We start from the raw sequence: 16,640 nt of genomic DNA, 5'->3' as shown, positions 1-16,640 counted from the left end.
AGTACAGTATCGGCTTATCTTGCTTTTTTAAAGTATCCACATAAGTTAATCCATTTAAATCAAATTTGATGTACTGATAAATAATGAAACCTACCCCCAAATTACCGTTCCATTTTCTTGTAAAACCATTCATTAAAACCAAATCTATTTTCAGTACAGTCAATCAATACTGTAAACAGTTTGGAAATCTGGCTCAAGAAAAAGGTAGTATTGGCAAAGCCTACCAAACTTGCCGACAAGTTTATAAAACTTCCGGACCTTACGCTGTTAAGGCACTATTATGCCCTCGTCCTCAGCCACAAAACGGTTTCATTATCCTGACAGCCAAACATACACACTATATCGCTAAACTATTTACCCACTCATTAAAAAAAGTCGGTATAGAATCCTCCATTATTTTTGACGTTCCACAAAACGGATACGAAAACGACAAATGGCATATTGTCATTTGTCCACAAATGTTTGAAACCATGCCGGCTCATTACATAGCCTTTCAAATGGAACAATCAGTCTCAAGCAGATGGTTTACCGATGCCTATTTCCAAAAACTGCATCGAGCCGCCCATGTATTTGACTACTCACTGACAAATATTGCCTTTTTACAGGAACGCCAACTCCCGTTCAAACAGCTGCATTATCTACCTATCGGCATTGAAACCTCTCAGGCAACACAAACAAATCAGGATTTTGAATATGATGTTGCATTTTATGGCGACCCGAACAGCGAACGCAGAAAGTTATTTCTGAAAAAATTAAGTGAGCAATTTTCAGTTAAAGTAATTTCCGAAGTATTCGGTGAAAAATCACACGATTTGTTGAAAAAAGCCAAAATCGTTGTCAATATCCACGATTATGAAAATGCCTTATTGGAAACCGCCCGAATCTACGAATGCCTGTCGCTCAACAAACTGATTGTTTCAGAACAAGGAAGCGACCAGCCAGAACATACCGATTTAAATAATATTGTTGATTTTGTCGATATCGGAAATATAGATACAATGATCAAACAAATTGATTATTGGCTTAATCACAAGGAAGCGTTTTCAACCCGTTTGCAGGAAATTTCCGATTTCCGCCAACAGCCGGATAAATTCCAATTTTATTTATACCGTTTCCTACTCTCGCAAGACATAATTGATTTCGAAACGTTCTATAATTTGTGTAACGATTACATCAAACCCAAAGGCGATTTCTGGTGCTTGAGCTTGCCTGAATCCGTTTTGCGAAGCCGTGATTTTGACCAAGACAACCATTACGGTATTTGGAAATTTCCCGGATTGCGTCATAATACCGGCTGGATTGGCTGCGGATTAAGTTATAAATTTATGATGCGCATCGCCGAAAAATCAGGTATGCCTCATGTCAGCATCTGCGAAGACGATGTGTTTTTTAATCAAGAATTTGCTCAACGTTATGCAGAAATCAAGCAAACATTAAACCATGCCGAAACAGATTGGGATATTTATTCCGGACTGATTGCCGACTTATCTGAAGAAACCGAAATTACCGCCTCACCGATACAGGGAGGAAATGAATCATTCTACCAAATCAATCGATTGGTCAGCATGGTATTCAATATTTATCATCAACGTGCCTATTCGAAGATTTACACATGGAATGAACAAAACCGACATACCCAAAATACCATCGACCGTTATATCGAACAACATGGCGGTATCTGCGGGCTGATTACTTCGCCGTTTTTAGTCGGCCACAAAGAAGAACAGTTTTCTACTTTGTGGGGCAAGCAAAACACCATTTATAAAGATATGATTGCCCGCAGCCAAGCCTTATTGGATAAAAAAATATCCGAATTAGAAAACCAAACATGACTTTTTTATCAGACGGCCCAAAAATAGGCCGTCTGAAAACTGAATAAAAAAACAATTATTTTTTAAGAAAGCAAAAACATGACAACCCAAACTTTACTTATCGAACTCCTCACCGAAGAACTCCCGCCGAAAGCCCTGAATAATCTCGGCAATCATTTTGCCGCTTCCGTTGCCGAGGGATTGGAAAAAGCCCATCTGATTGACGGCGAAGTAAAATTTACTGCCTATGCCTCGCCCCGCCGTTTGGCCGTGCAGGTGGAAAACGTGAAGCCCGTGCAGGCGGATCAGCAGATTGTGAAAAAAGGGCCGGCGGTTGCCAACGCCATGAAAGACGGTGTACCGACCAAAGCACTGGAAGGTTTTGCCCGTGGAGCGGGGGCGAAGATTGAAGATTTGAAAGTGATTCATGACGGCAAACAAGATGTCTATGCCTATGAATACACGCAGACCGGCAAGCCTTTGGGCGGGTTGCTGGAAGACATTATCAATCAGGCGGTGAAAAAACTGCCGATTCCGAAAGTGATGCGCTGGGGCAGCAGCACCTTTACTTTTGTGCGTCCGGTACACAGCCTGATTGTGCTGCACGGCGATGAAATCGTGAATGTGAGCGTGTTGGGCCTGCAAAGCAGCAATAAAACTTTGGGACACCGTTTCCTGAGCAGCGGTGAAATCGTTATCGCCAATGCCGACAGCTATGCCGCCCAATTAAAAAACGAGGGTAAAGTTGTCGCTTCGTTTGCTGAACGCAAAACCGAAATTCAGACGGCCTTAAACCAGCAGGCAGGCCGTCTGAAAGCAACGGTTGCCGCCGATGATGCCCTGCTGGACGAGGTAACGGCATTGGTGGAATGGCCGGTAGTTTTGGAGGCCGGTTTTGAAGAAGATTTTCTCAATGTGCCGCAAGAATGCCTGATTCTGACCATGCAGCAAAACCAGAAATACTTCCCGCTGCTCGATCAAAACGGCAAGCTGATGAACCGCTTCCTGCTGGTTTCCAATCTGCAAACCGATGATCCGTCGCACATTATCCAAGGTAACGAGCGAGTGTTGCGCGCCCGCTTGAGCGATGCCGAATTTTTCTACAAACAAGACCAAAAAGCGACTTTGGAAAGCCGCCTGCCCAAGCTGGCGAACGTGGTGTACCACAACAAAATCGGTTCGCAGGCCGACCGCATCGAACGCCTGCAAACCCTTGCCGCCCACATCGCCAAAGCCTTGGGATCGGATGCTGCCGCCGCCGAACGTGCCGCACGTTTGGCCAAAGCCGATTTGGTAACCGAAATGGTGGGCGAATTCCCCGAGCTGCAAGGCACGATGGGCAAATACTATGCCCGTTTGGACGGTGAAACCGAAGAAATCGCCGCCGCCATCGAGCAGCACTACCAACCCCGCTTTGCCGGCGACAGCCTGCCCGAAGGCAAAACCGCCACCGCCGTCGCCCTTGCCGATAAGCTGGAAACCTTGGTCGGCATTTGGGGCATCGGTCTGATTCCGACCGGCGACAAAGACCCCTACGCCCTGCGCCGCTCGGCATTGGGCATTCTGCGTATGCTGATGCAGTATGATTTGGACGCCGCCGAACTGGTGCAAACCGCTTTCGCCGCCTTCCCGCAAGGCCTGCTCAACGAAAAAACCCCGGCGGAAGTCGCCGAATTTATGCAGGCACGTTTGGCCGTATTGCTGCAAAACGACTATCCGCAGGACATCGTCGCCGCCGTACTCGCCAAACAGCCGAGCCGCCTGCACAACCTTGCCGACAAACTCAACGCCGTCGCCGCTTTCAAAGCCCTACCCGAAGCCGCTGCCCTTGCCGCCGCCAACAAACGGGTGCAGAACCTGCTCAAAAAAGCCGATGCCGGATTGGGCAAAGTCGCTGAAAACCTGTTGCAGCAAGACGAAGAACAGGCCCTGTTTGCCGCCTCGCAAGCCCTGCAGCCGAAAATCGAAGCGGCCTTGGCAAACAACGATTTTCAGACGGCCTTGTCCGAACTCGCCGCCATCAAGCCTCAGGTCGATGCCTTCTTCGACGGCGTAATGGTGATGGCGGAAGACCCTGCCGTCAAACAAAACCGCCTCAACCTGCTCAACCAACTGGCGCAGCAGATGAATGCGGTAGCAGATATTGCGTTGTTGGGCGAATAATCGACTAGTTTTAAATAATCAAGCCGTCTGAAAATGCTCGATGCGTTTTCAGACGGCTTTTATTATTCAATCGATACAAGATGTAATATTGATTATCTTTGAAGCATATACAGTAAATACCATTTAAAAGTAGGACAAGGCGGCAAGCCGAAGACAGTACAGGTAGTACGGCTAGGCGAGCCAACGCCGTAATATTTTTAAATAAAGTGAATGCACGATATATTAAAAGACATGTGCATGCTCTGGCATGCACACTACGCTGAATTGATGTAGCGTGTGTGCCGCAGCACGCACGGGTTTGGTAAATTTCACATTATGCTGAGCCTCGCCCAGCCCACGCCTTGTTCTCTTTTTTAGTGAATTTGCTATAAACGGAAAATATCCTCTTCAAATTAACCTAAACAAAATCCCCCCACAAAGTCTGCATTGCCGCTATTGCGGCGAGCGAGGCGGTTTCGGTTCGCAAGACCCGTTTGCCCAAGGTAACGGCTTGGAAACCTGCGGCGGCGGCCTGTTGTTCCTCGGCTTCGCTCCAGCCGCCTTCGGGGCCGACCATAAAGATGATGCCGTCTGAAAATGGGGTGATTTGGTTCAGTTTGCAGGCGTGGTTCAGGCCCAGCAGCAGTTTGGTTTGGTTGTCGGGTAGTTGCTGCAATGCCTGTGAATAGCTGATTAGGGGCAATACGGGGGGAACGGTGTTTCTGCCGCTTTGTTCGCAGGCGGAAATGACGATTTCCTGCCAGCGTGCGACCCGTTTGTCGGCACGCTCGCCGCTCAGGCGGACGACGCAGCGTTCGCTGATAACGGGTTGGATGGCGCTGACACCGAGTTCGACGCTTTTTTGCAGGGTGAAATCCATACGTTCGCCGCTGGAAACTGCCTGTATCAGGGTGATGTTCAGCGGTGATTCGTTGTCGGTGGTGTGTTCGCTGAGGATTTCGGCGGCGGCACGGCGTTTTTCTACGGCACTCAGGCGGGCGGGATAGGCTTTGCCATTACCATTGAATAAAATCAGGCTGTCGTTTTGTTTCAGACGCAATACGTTGATATGGCGGATGATATTGTCGGGCAATTCTAATGTTTGTCCGGCGTGTAAATCGGTGTTCAGATAAAATCGGGGCATGGTGTTCAGAATCGTTAAAACGTATATAATGTGCAGCAGACGGAAAATCTGCCTATAGTCAGTTCTCTTTAAATGTGAATATTGGCGGTTTTATGCCGAAATAGCAAGCAGCCGTGCTGTTTTCCTCCGACTTTCCTGCCGAGTGCCAACTGTGTTATACCAACTGCAAAATATTGTGCGGCATATTGCCCAAACCGAGGTGATGCCCCGTTTTTTGAATACGCCCGCCTACCGCAAGGCGGACGGGTCGGTTTTGAGCGATGCCGATTTGGCGGCGCAAACGGCTTTTGCCGCTGCGCTGCCGCTGATTATCGACTGCCCGATGCTGGGTGAGGAAATGCCGCCGGCGCTTCAGTCGGCGTTGTGGGAGCAACATGCGTTTTCAGACGGCCTGTGGGTGGTCGATCCGATCGACGGCACCAATAATTTTGTCAATGGTCTGCCGCATTTTGCCGTTTCCGTTGCCTATATTGAAAACGGGCGTGCCAAACTCGGCGTGATTTACAATCCGGTCAGCGGTGAATGTTTTGCTGCCGAACGCAGCAAGGGGGCATTTTTAAACGGTACGCCGCTGCCGCTCAGGCTGGCGGAAAAAAAGTTGAACGAAGCCATCGCCGGTGTAGAAATCAAGTATCTGCGTTCGGGCAAACTCTCCAGCCGCATGAGTACTCTCGCTCCGTTCGGTACGCTGCGCAGCATGGGTAGCAGCACGCTGGATTGGTGTTATCTGGCCAGCGGCCGCTATGATGTGTATGTCCACGGCGGACAAAAATTGTGGGATTATGCTGCCGGTGCGCTGATTTTTGAAGAAGCGGGCGGCTGTTTGGCGACATTGGAAGGCGATGAATTTTGGAGCGGAAAACATATTTTCAAACGCTCGGTCGTTGCCGCCCTTGAGCCGAAACTGTTTGAACGCTGGCTCAAATGGATACGGGACAATCAGTAAACCGCCGTTACTATATAGTGGAATAACCCCGAAGCAATACAAGGCGGCAAGCCGCAGACAGTATGAGTAATACGACAAGGCGAAGCCAACGCTGTAGTGCTTTGGGGTTATTTCACTATAATTTACGCAGCCGCCGGTGTTTTCATTGCACTTCTTAACCGCACTTAATACTCATCGGCGTAGAATCTGCCCTGTCGCTGCCGTTCTTTTATCCCTTTGGGGCGGTGGCGGCTCATACAGCCGGTTGGTCTCATCAAGCATTCGGCTGTAAGACATTTTCCCGCAATGTATTGGCCATTCATGCTTTCTCCCTTAGCATGAATGGTTTTTTTATGCGAAGACACAATTATAGTGAAATAACCTCCGATTATCCCAGCAAACCGCCGCAGCAGGCCTTGAATTTTTTGCCCGAACCGCAGATACACGGCTGCTTCATGGTCGGTAGCGGCACGGTCGGATCGATAAAATACCAACGCCCGTCCGCCTGCACAAACGCCGACAATTCGTGATGTTCGCACACCTCGCCGCCCTCGGCAAAACGGGCGCAAAACTCAACCTGCGCATGATGTTTGCCGATTTTCGGAATATGCCGCAACACTTCCAACCCCAGCCAGCGGGTTTCCCTGCTCCATGCCGCCAAGTCTGCCCGATTCAATAAATGCTGCTGCGCCGGAACAGTGGTTTCTACAATATAATCAATCTTCTGCAATACATAAGCGCTGTATCTCGAACGCATTAAGGCTTCCGCCGTTTCCGGCAAACGCTCGGATTGGTGCAGCGGCCGACAGCAGTCATCATATTTTTTACCGCTGCCGCACGGGCAATTTTCAGCCGACATAAGTTTCTCCACAATAAAATGCCGCCATTCTACACAGCGCCATGCCGTCTGAAAATCGATATGCTGTTTTCAGACGGCATAAATTGGGGTAATGCTGTAGATTTGCTTGCAAAAAAGCAGCAAAAGAGATATTGTATATACAAGATTTCACCGCATTATTAAGGTTTTTATGCTTAAAATTTCGGATAGTGTTTATTTTAAATTAAAAACTAAACACGGATTATGCGAACCGGAAAATGATATTATTGAAGCATTTTCCAATATGACGGGTGGTACATTAATCGATATAAGAGAAGAGCATCAAAGTGATCCACCGACAGAATGGTTTGTTGCAGAAACCAATAAAGGGCTAAAATTAAAAGTTTGTTTTATAAATAAAAATGGAGAAATTCATATTAGAACAGCTTACCCTGCGAATGAAGACGAAATTCGTATTTATGAAAAATACAAATAGGAGTACCGTTATGGCTAACTTAGATGAACAATGGGAAAATGGCGAACTTGGTAGAGATGAAAGATTTGTACAAAAATCCAATGCAACGAGCCAAAGTGCCATTGATGAGATGTTGGCATTGCAAGCGATTTCAATCCGTTTACCTAAAGGACTATTGCAAGATTTGAAAAATATAGCCGAATTGAATGGTATCGGTTACCAGCCATTAATCAAACAAATTTTAAATCGATTTATTGATGGCGAAAAGAAAATGATGGCGAATGAAAAAATTCAGGAAGAATTAGCCAAAATGAAAAAAATCGCTTAATTGCGGCAAATCGCTGTAATTAAAAAACTCAGAAAAAATTGACCGCTCTTTTTAGAGCGGTCAATTTTTTATACGCTGCTCATCAAAATATTTCCCGCCAAGACAAACGCCGCAAAACGCATATCCGCTGTTTGCCTCCGTTGGTTTGGGCGGTGTTTTGTTTGCGGGCAACGCCTGCCAACACGCAACGCTTGTCTGTCGGCTGTTCCGGCTGTGGCCTCTCGGTTGCCGATGCGGGCAAAATATCCGCATTCGGATTTTCAGACGGCCTGTTTTCCGCTGCAACGGCACAGACAACAAGCAGCGGCAACAGGGCTGCCAGATGGTTCGGTTTCATGCGTCCTCCCTTATATCGTGGATTCACTTTATAATATATTTGATTGCTCTTTAATTCCGACTATTTTATGGCAAACACTCCAAGCGGCAAAATCCGTTCCGCCACAGAAAAACCGTTTCCCCCTTGAATGCCGCCGCTGTTTCGATTAAAATACATTGCTTCTACGGCAGAATAAATTGCCGCAAAGCACGTCATACCATGATTTTTGCATGGTGCGTGTTTTTTTTTACCCGTATTCCGGCAGGCCGTCTGAAGCATACCCGTTTTCAGACGGCCTCATTATAGTGAAATAAAATAAGAAAGATACCAAACGCAGTAGTTTTTTATTTTAGTCCACTATATCAAGCGCTGCCGAAAATCCGGTGGCCTTCGCTACTATATAAATCAATCAAAACAGGAAATTACCATGACCCCAGCACTTCTGGTTCTCGCAGACGGCAGCGTTTTCCACGGCACATCTATCGGTTATAACGGCTCGACTTCCGGCGAAGTCGTGTTCAATACCTCCATGACCGGCTATCAGGAAATTCTGACCGACCCGTCTTACTGCAAACAAATCGTTACCCTCACCTATCCGCACATCGGCAACACCGGCACCAATCCCGAAGACACTGAAAGCCACAGCGTATTCGCCGCCGGCCTAATCATCCGCGACCTGCCGCTTTTGCACAGCAATTTCCGTGCCACCGAAAGCCTGCAGGAATATTTGGTACGCAACCAAACCGTTGCCATCGCGGACATCGACACCCGCCGCCTGACCCGCATTCTGCGGGATAAAGGCGCACAAGCCGGTGCAATCCTGACCGGCGCAGATGCCACCGTTGAAAAAGCACAAGAATTAATCGCCGCCTTCGGCAGCATGGTCGGCAAAGACTTGGCAAAAGAAGTCAGCTGCACAGAAGACCACGAATGGACAGAAGGCACATGGAAACTCGGTCAAGGCCACACCACGCCTGAAAATCAGCCGTATCACGTGGTCGCCTACGACTTCGGCGTAAAAACCAATATCCTGCGTATGCTCGCCGAACGGGGTTGCCGCCTGACCGTCGTACCCGCCCAAACGCCCGCCAAAGACGTATTGGCACTGAATCCCGACGGCGTTTTCCTCTCCAACGGCCCCGGCGACCCTGAGCCTTGCGACTACGCCATCGCCGCCGTTAAAGAGCTGCTCGCCAGCAAAAAACCGCTGTTCGGCATCTGCTTGGGCCACCAATTATTGGGTTTGGCCATCGGCGCAAAAACCCGCAAAATGCCGTTCGGCCACCACGGTGCCAACCACCCCGTACAAGACTTGGCAAGCGGCAAAGTCATGATTACCAGCCAAAACCACGGCTTTGAAGTGGACGCAGACACCCTACCCGCCAACGCCAAAGTAACCCACCGCTCCCTGTTTGACGGCTCGCTGCAAGGCATCGAACTGACCGACCAAGCGGCATTCAGCTTCCAAGGCCACCCTGAAGCCAGCCCCGGCCCGCACGATGTGGATTATCTGTTCGACAAATTTATCGACAGCATCAAAGCGGCAAAACAGTAAGCAAAGTCGGTTTTCAGACGGCCTGTTGAACAGGAAAGGCCGTCTGAAAACCAAGTTTCTGCATTGCAAGCACGACCATAAACACGGCATAAAAAAATTACAAACACAGCATGACGAAAAAACTGCTCGCCAACAACAACCCTGTATTGCAGCAATATGCCAAAAATCTGCGATGCAATATGAGTGAAGCAGAACAGAAGCTATGGCAGCATCTGCGGGCAAACCGTTTAGACGGCTATAAATTCAGACGGCAACAACCGATCGGACACTATATCGCCGACTTTATGTGCCTCAGCCCCAAACTGATTATCGAAGCTGACGGCGGGCAACATAATGAACAGCAAACTTACGACCGGGAACGCAGCGAATATTTAACCAACTTGGGTTTTACCATATTAAGATTTTGGAATCACGAAATTTTGCAGCAAACCGATAACGTATTAGCAGAAATTTTGAACACATTGCAGAATTTAGAACAGACTGAAAAATAAGGTTTTGATTAACAGATTGCAACAATACGCCCGATTATCCAACGGATTACCGAATATTTGAATGCACACCAACCATCTACAATATTCAGCAGACCCGCTCCCTCCCCTGCGGGGGAGGGTTGGGGAGAGGGCAAAACCTTTTTTCTTCTCGAATTTAAACCACTGCAACAGACAAAAGCCCTCTCCCTAACCCTCTCCCACGGGAGAGGGAACAGGTTACAGGAAAATTAACAGATTACAGTTCATTCACTATGCCTGTGAAAATGGACTTAACACTTAATGAAACCATCTTTAATCAGCAAGAGACCACCATGCCTAAACGTACCGACCTAAAATCCATTTTAATTATCGGCGCCGGTCCGATTGTGATCGGCCAAGCCTGTGAGTTTGACTATTCCGGGGCGCAAGCGTGTAAAGCGTTGCGTGAGGAAGGCTATAAAGTCATTCTCGTCAATTCCAACCCCGCCACGATTATGACCGACCCTGAAATGGCCGATGTTACCTATATCGAGCCGATTATGTGGCAGACGGTTGAAAAGATTATTGCCAAAGAACGTCCTGATGCGGTGTTGCCGACCATGGGCGGGCAGACGGCGTTGAACTGTGCCTTGGATTTGGCACGCAACGGCGTGTTGGCGAAATACAATGTCGAGCTGATCGGTGCAACCGAAGACGCCATCGACAAAGCCGAAGACCGTGGCCGCTTTAAAGAGGCGATGGAAAAAATCGGGCTGTCCTGTCCGAAATCGTTTGTTTGCCATACCATGAACGAGGCTTTGGCGGCGCAGGAGCAGGTCGGCTTTCCGACGCTGATCCGTCCGTCTTTCACCATGGGCGGTTCGGGCGGCGGCATTGCCTACAACCGTGATGAATTTTTGGCGATTTGCGAACGGGGCTTTGATGCTTCGCCAACCCATGAGCTGCTGATCGAGCAGTCGGTTTTGGGTTGGAAGGAATACGAGATGGAAGTGGTGCGGGATAAAAACGACAACTGCATCATCATCTGTTCGATTGAAAACTTCGACCCGATGGGCGTGCATACCGGCGACTCGATTACGGTTGCGCCGGCGCAAACGCTCACCGACAAAGAATATCAAATCATGCGCAACGCTTCGTTGGCGGTATTGCGTGAAATCGGCGTGGATACCGGCGGCTCAAACGTACAGTTCGCCGTCAATCCCGCCAACGGCGAAATGATTGTGATTGAGATGAACCCCCGTGTGTCCCGCTCGTCTGCGCTGGCTTCCAAAGCCACCGGCTTCCCGATTGCGAAAGTGGCGGCGAAACTGGCGGTGGGCTTTACTTTGGACGAGCTGCAAAACGACATCACCGGCGGCCGCACGCCAGCTTCGTTCGAGCCCTCGATCGACTATGTGATTACCAAAATTCCACGCTTTGCCTTTGAAAAATTCCCGGCGGCAGACGACCGCCTGACCACACAGATGAAATCGGTGGGCGAAGTGATGGCAATGGGACGTACTATTCAAGAATCCTTCCAAAAAGCACTGCGGGGATTGGAAACCGGTTTGTGCGGCTTCAATCCGCGCACGCTCGACAAAGCCGAAATCCGCCGTGAACTGGCGAACCCCGGCCCCGAGCGTATGCTGTTTGTCGCCGATGCCTTCCGTGCCGGTTTCAGCTTGGCGGAAATCCACGAAATCTGCGCCATCGACCCTTGGTTCCTGGCGCAAATCGAAGACTTGATGAAAGAAGAAGCCGCCGTTGCCGCAGGCAGCCTGAACGATTTGGACTACGCCGCCTTACGTCGTCTGAAACGCAAAGGCTTCTCCGACAAGCGTTTGGCGCAATTATTAAACGTTTCCGAAAAAGAAGTGCGGGAACACCGCTACGCCCTCAAGCTGCACCCTGTTTACAAACGGGTGGATACTTGTGCGGCGGAATTTGCCACTGACACCGCCTACCTCTATTCGACTTACGAAGAAGAATGCGAAGCGCGTCCTTCAGACCGTAAAAAAGTCATGATTCTCGGCGGCGGCCCAAACCGTATCGGACAAGGCATCGAGTTTGACTACTGCTGCGTCCACGCCGCCCTTGCCCTGCGTGAAAGCGGTTTTGAAACCATCATGGTGAACTGCAACCCCGAAACCGTTTCCACCGACTTCGACACTTCCGACCGCCTCTATTTCGAGCCGCTGACTCTGGAAGACGTGTTGGAAATCGTGAAAAAAGAAAACCCGTGGGGCGTGATTGTGCATTACGGCGGACAAACCCCGCTGAAACTTGCCAATGCCTTAGTGGAAAACGGCGTGAACATCATCGGCACCTCCGCCGACAGCATCGATGCCGCCGAAGACCGTGAACGCTTCCAAAAAGTATTGAACGATTTGGGCTTGCGCCAACCGCCGAACCGCACCGCCCGCAATGAAGAAGAAGCCCTTGTTTTAGCAGAAGAAATCGGCTATCCGCTGGTAGTCCGTCCGTCTTACGTTTTGGGCGGCCGTGCCATGCAGGTGGTTCACAGCAAAGAACAGCTGCAAACCTATATGCGTGAAGCGGTGCAGGTTTCCGAAGACAGCCCCGTATTGCTCGACTTCTTCCTGAACAACGCCATCGAAGTCGATGTGGACTGCGTTTCAGACGGCAAAGATGTCGTTATCGGCGGTATTATGCAGCACGTCGAACAGGCAGGTATCCACTCCGGCGACTCCGGCTGCTCGTTGCCGCCGTATTCCTTGAGTCAGGAAATCCAAGACGAAATCCGCCGCCAAACCAAAGCCATGGCGTATGCACTGGGCGTGGTCGGTCTGATGAACGTGCAGTTTGCCGTACAGGACGGCGTGGTATTCGTATTGGAAGTGAACCCCCGTGCCTCCCGCACCGTACCGTTTGTGTCCAAAGCCACTTCCGTGCCGCTGGCAAAAGTCGGCGCACGGGCAATGGCAGGCATTTCGCTGAAAGAGCAAGGCATTGAAAAAGAAGTGATTCCGGATTTCTATGCCGTGAAAGAAGCCGTGTTCCCGTTTATCAAATTCCCCGGCGTGGACACCATTCTCGGCCCCGAAATGCGTTCCACCGGCGAAGTGATGGGCGTGGGCGCAAGTTTCGGTGAAGCCTACTACAAAGCCCAACTGGGCGCAGGCGAACGTTTACCCGCCACCGGCAAAGTGTTTATCGCCGTACGGGACGAAGACAAACCGCTGATTCTCAAAACAGCGAAAAACTTCCAAGCCTTGGGCTACGGCCTGTGTGCCACCCGCGGCACGGCGGCTTATCTGGCGGAACAGGGCATCACCGTCCAAACCGTCAATAAAGTATTGGAAGGCCGTCCACATATCGTCGATGCCCTCAAAAACGGCGAAATCTCGCTGGTAGTCAATACCGTTGCCAACGACAGCCAAGCAATCGCCGACAGCCACAGTATCCGCCGCACCTCGCTGACCCAACGTGTGCCGCAATACACCACCGTTGCCGGCGGCGAAGCCATGAGCGAAGGCGCAAAAAGCCGAGACCACTTGGGCGTGTACAGCGTTCAAGAGCTACATGGACGTTTGAAAAAATAAGACCGATTAAACCGTCTTAAAGTGCAAGGCCGTCTGAAAATCCGATTTTCAGACGGCCTTGTGTTTTAAACCTGTTTTAAGAAGAGTTTTTTAAAACCCAAACAGTTTACACGGGTTGGTACTTAAAATTTGCCTGCGTTCATTTTCATCTTGCACAATTTCATGAAGCAGTTGCCAATTTTGGGAATAATCGGTTTCATGTTCATGCTGAGTATGCGGCCAATCACTGCCCCACACGATACGTGAAAGCATTCCTTGCGCTTTAAGCATTTCATAGATCTGCCTGCCGCACTCAACGGCATTATCGGCACAGGCCAAACGGTATAAGCCCGATAATTTAATCCAATGGTATTTCGGGTCAAGCAAAGAGATAAACTGTTGGAACACTTCGCCGTCTAAATCTTGGCCGTATGCCGGTCTGCCCAAATGATCGATAACAATATCGACGCCATGACGTTTAAATGCCGGCAAAAGTACCAACAGATAACCCGGCGGGCAATGTAATTCGATATGCCAACCGAGCGTTTTCAAGATCTGGGTCAGCTTTTCCCATTGCGGTGTATCCACATCAGGTATGGGTTGCCCGAACAAATTCAGCCTAATTCCGCAAACACCCTGTTGACAGTATTGCTGCAATTCTTGGGCGGAAATATCAGGATCAACGACAATCACTGCTTTTAACCGCCCTTTCGCTTCGGCAACGGCTTGAAGCATTGCACTGTTGTCCGTACCGTAGAAGCTCGGTTGAATTAAAACGCCGTAATGCAATTGATGAGTATCGAGCCGGTCTAAAAACTCTGCCACCGAAGCCGTATAAGACGGCGTATAGCGGGCATGTTCGATAAAATCATCATGTTGATTAAAAATATGGGCATGGGTATCAACGGTGTACATCTTTTTTCCTTTATCACATTACGGATTGAGCCAAAACCACGGCAATCAGTGCAGCCGCCATGCCGATCGGAATGGCACGGAACAACAGGCTGTTGAACAATGTATTCTTATTAATCCCCTCCGGTGCAGAGCCTAAAATCAGGCTGCCTCCCGAAGAGAATGGTGAAATGGCTGTCGCTTGGGCGCCAACCACAACCGCAGTAAATAACAAAGCAGGTTCCAAACCCGAATGAACCGCGATCGCAGGAATAATCGGGAACAAAGTCGGGGCAACAACGCCAAGTGTACTGGAAAAAACCGACATAACCGCACTAATGCAGCACAATACCACCGGAATAAGCCAAAAAGCCACATTACCTGAAACCCAGCCTGAGAATGCCTCAATAACGCCTGCTTTGACACCGATTCCGATCAGCATACCCATGCCGCAAATCATCACTAAGGTATTCCAAGGCACCAACGCAATCACTTTTTTCTCGTCCGCCAGTTTCATTACCATACTGATTAATGTAAAAACGATGGCCAAAAAACCGATGTCCATCTTCTGATTTATCGAGGCAATCCATTCATTCTGCGGTAACAGCAAATGTAAAATCGGAAACAGTAATACAATCGTCATCAAAAGAATAATCAGATAAATCGACTGCTTTTGTTTCAAATCAAACGGTTCCGGCTTCTCGGCGTGAATATGAACCGCAGATGACCGGTGGCTCCACAGGGAATATGTACCCAACACCGCAATGGGAACCAAGAACGTTACAACAAAAATAGAGCTTGCATAATTAAATGCAGTTTCTTTAGGAATGCCTGCGTTTTCCAACAAACCTCTGAAAATAATACCGCTTTGCGAAGTCATAAAATTGGCGCCGGCCAATGCACCGTAGTTCACAGCCATACTGCCGACAACCAAATTCATTTTGGTTTTCTGACAAAGTAGCAGTGTCAGCGGCGCCATAAATGCCAGCACGGTATAAAATCCTGCACCCAGCCCTGCAATGATTGTTGCCGCCGCAAATATGACTAACGGCAAAATATTGGGAAAATTACGGCACTGATAAAGCAAATGGCCGGCTAATTTTTCCAATGCGCCATTGGCCAATGCCACGTTATAAAACAAGCTGACCGACAAAATCACAAAAAAGATTTTTACCGGCCACATTTTCATCAAATCACCCGGCGATAAATCCATAACAAAACAGGCGATGACATAGGTTGCGGCAATTGCATAAAAGCCTATATTGATTTTCGTGATGTAACCTGCGGCGATAACGAACGCAATCACCAGTAAAATAAGTCCAATCATCTTAAACTGCTCCTTTATCTGACGCTTTGTATTTTTGAATATTCATCTAGTCATATATATGACTAGATGAATTGAATATTGTCAATTTGTGCTATATTTGTCAATCTATTTTATTTAAAGCAGAAAAATGGAACTGAATCAGAACCGGCTCGGCAAACTGCCCCGCTACGAACAAGTACGTCACCTCATCCAAAAACAATTAGCCGAACAAAAATGGCAAATTGGCGAACCGATTCCAAGCGAACATATTTTGGCTGAAACCTACCAAGTATCAATTGGCACCATACGCAAAGCCATCGAACAATTGGTTCGAGACGGACTACTGACCAAAATTCAAGGCAAAGGTACATTTGTCAAATACCCCGACTTTAACAGCTCCCTCATCCGCTTTTTCCGCCACCGCAGCAAAGCCGGAGAACCGGTTATTCCCACTGGTTACATCGAAAATATCACTGCTATCGATGGAAAGGCGGAAATTAATGCCTATCTGCAACGCAAATCAAATGCGCCGCTCATTTACATCGAACGCACGCGCCATTTGGATGGAATCGTGATGGTCAGCGAAAAAATATGGCTGCCCTTTGAACCATTCCAAGCCCTACTCAATCTTGTACCCGAACAATTTGAAAATTTGCTGTATCCGCTGTATATCAACGTTTGCGGACAACTGATTCTTTCCGCCCGAGAACAACTGACTTTTTTAGCACACTATTCCGATCCTTATCTGCAAACTCAAGCAGACGAACCTGTTATCAAAATCCGCCGCTTTGCCCAAGGCATCGACGGCACCGTATTGGAATACCGGGAATCATACGGAAGAGCGCAAGATTTTTTCTATGAAACGGTAATTTCTTAAAACGGGTAAATGTCAAGATAGTGAATCCACTATCTATCTGCTATTCCCAATGATGAACGGCG

General features: G+C 48.6%; 14 protein-coding genes. 9 read left to right on the top strand and 5 right to left on the bottom strand.

Features of this window, described 5'->3' with window-relative positions; translation table 11 throughout:
* Positions 1-83: 83 nt before the first annotated feature.
* Positions 84-1,832 (top strand): hypothetical protein, encoded by a 1,749-nt coding sequence (locus PJU73_RS09480; RefSeq protein WP_237090345.1) that lies wholly within the window; start codon positions 84-86, stop codon positions 1,830-1,832.
* A gap of 78 nt (positions 1,833-1,910) precedes the next feature.
* Entirely contained in the window at positions 1,911-3,974 is a 2,064-nt protein-coding gene (gene glyS / locus PJU73_RS09475; protein WP_237090346.1) for a glycine--tRNA ligase subunit beta, read from the top strand.
* Positions 3,975-4,371: 397 nt separating this feature from the next.
* Here glyS and PJU73_RS09470 read toward each other — a convergent pair whose 3' ends face one another.
* Complete coding sequence (locus tag PJU73_RS09470) at positions 4,372-5,097, bottom strand: 16S rRNA (uracil(1498)-N(3))-methyltransferase (protein ID WP_237090347.1); 726 nt, start codon at positions 5,095-5,097, stop codon at positions 4,372-4,374.
* Between the two features lie 151 nt (positions 5,098-5,248).
* Here PJU73_RS09470 and PJU73_RS09465 point away from each other — a divergent pair, with 151 nt between their 5' ends.
* Complete coding sequence (locus PJU73_RS09465; RefSeq protein ID WP_237090348.1) at positions 5,249-6,043, top strand: inositol monophosphatase family protein; 795 nt, start codon at positions 5,249-5,251, stop codon at positions 6,041-6,043.
* Positions 6,044-6,410: 367 nt separating this feature from the next.
* Here the strand turns inward: PJU73_RS09465 and PJU73_RS09460 are convergent, their stop codons facing one another.
* The gene (locus tag PJU73_RS09460; protein WP_237090349.1) at positions 6,411-6,881 is read right to left on the bottom strand and encodes a YchJ family protein; all 471 of its coding nucleotides are present in this window, start codon (positions 6,879-6,881) and stop codon (positions 6,411-6,413) included.
* 169 nt (positions 6,882-7,050) lie between these two features.
* On the opposite strand from PJU73_RS09460, the gene PJU73_RS09455 reads away from it, so the two are divergent.
* On the top strand, positions 7,051-7,335 hold the full coding sequence (locus PJU73_RS09455) for a BrnT family toxin (RefSeq protein WP_237090350.1): 285 nt from the start codon (positions 7,051-7,053) through the stop codon (positions 7,333-7,335).
* A 10-nt stretch (positions 7,336-7,345) separates the two neighbouring features.
* Positions 7,346-7,642, top strand: coding sequence for a CopG family antitoxin (locus tag PJU73_RS09450; protein WP_237090351.1), 297 nt, complete (start codon positions 7,346-7,348; stop codon positions 7,640-7,642).
* Positions 7,643-7,724: 82 nt separating this feature from the next.
* Here PJU73_RS09450 and PJU73_RS09445 read toward each other — a convergent pair whose 3' ends face one another.
* Complete coding sequence (locus tag PJU73_RS09445; protein WP_237090352.1) at positions 7,725-7,979, bottom strand: hypothetical protein; 255 nt, start codon at positions 7,977-7,979, stop codon at positions 7,725-7,727.
* A gap of 406 nt (positions 7,980-8,385) precedes the next feature.
* Here PJU73_RS09445 and carA point away from each other — a divergent pair, with 406 nt between their 5' ends.
* The 3 genes from carA to carB all read left to right on the top strand — a co-directional run bounded on the left by carA (position 8,386) and on the right by carB (position 13,525).
* Entirely contained in the window at positions 8,386-9,513 is a 1,128-nt protein-coding gene (carA, locus tag PJU73_RS09440; protein ID WP_237090353.1) for a glutamine-hydrolyzing carbamoyl-phosphate synthase small subunit, read from the top strand.
* A gap of 110 nt (positions 9,514-9,623) precedes the next feature.
* Positions 9,624-10,004, top strand: coding sequence for an endonuclease domain-containing protein (locus PJU73_RS09435; RefSeq protein ID WP_237090354.1), 381 nt, complete (start codon positions 9,624-9,626; stop codon positions 10,002-10,004).
* A 311-nt stretch (positions 10,005-10,315) separates the two neighbouring features.
* Positions 10,316-13,525 (top strand): carbamoyl-phosphate synthase large subunit, encoded by a 3,210-nt coding sequence (gene carB, locus PJU73_RS09430; RefSeq protein ID WP_237090355.1) that lies wholly within the window; start codon positions 10,316-10,318, stop codon positions 13,523-13,525.
* A gap of 90 nt (positions 13,526-13,615) precedes the next feature.
* On the opposite strand, the gene PJU73_RS09425 is transcribed toward carB, so the two are convergent.
* Positions 13,616-14,419: an amidohydrolase family protein gene (locus PJU73_RS09425; protein ID WP_237090356.1), complete on the bottom strand. Its 804-nt coding sequence runs from the start codon at positions 14,417-14,419 to the stop codon at positions 13,616-13,618.
* Between the two features lie 13 nt (positions 14,420-14,432).
* Complete coding sequence (locus PJU73_RS09420; RefSeq protein ID WP_237090357.1) at positions 14,433-15,722, bottom strand: SLC13 family permease; 1,290 nt, start codon at positions 15,720-15,722, stop codon at positions 14,433-14,435.
* Between the two features lie 127 nt (positions 15,723-15,849).
* Between PJU73_RS09420 and PJU73_RS09415 the strand changes: the two genes are divergently transcribed.
* Entirely contained in the window at positions 15,850-16,578 is a 729-nt protein-coding gene (locus tag PJU73_RS09415) for a GntR family transcriptional regulator (RefSeq protein WP_237090358.1), read from the top strand.
* The last annotated feature ends 62 nt before the right edge of the window (positions 16,579-16,640 follow it).

Origin of the sequence: Neisseria lisongii, from assembly GCF_028463985.1 — a bacterium.
Lineage (GTDB): Bacteria > Pseudomonadota > Gammaproteobacteria > Burkholderiales > Neisseriaceae > Neisseria > Neisseria lisongii.
This window is presented reverse-complemented; position numbering and strand designations above follow the sequence as displayed.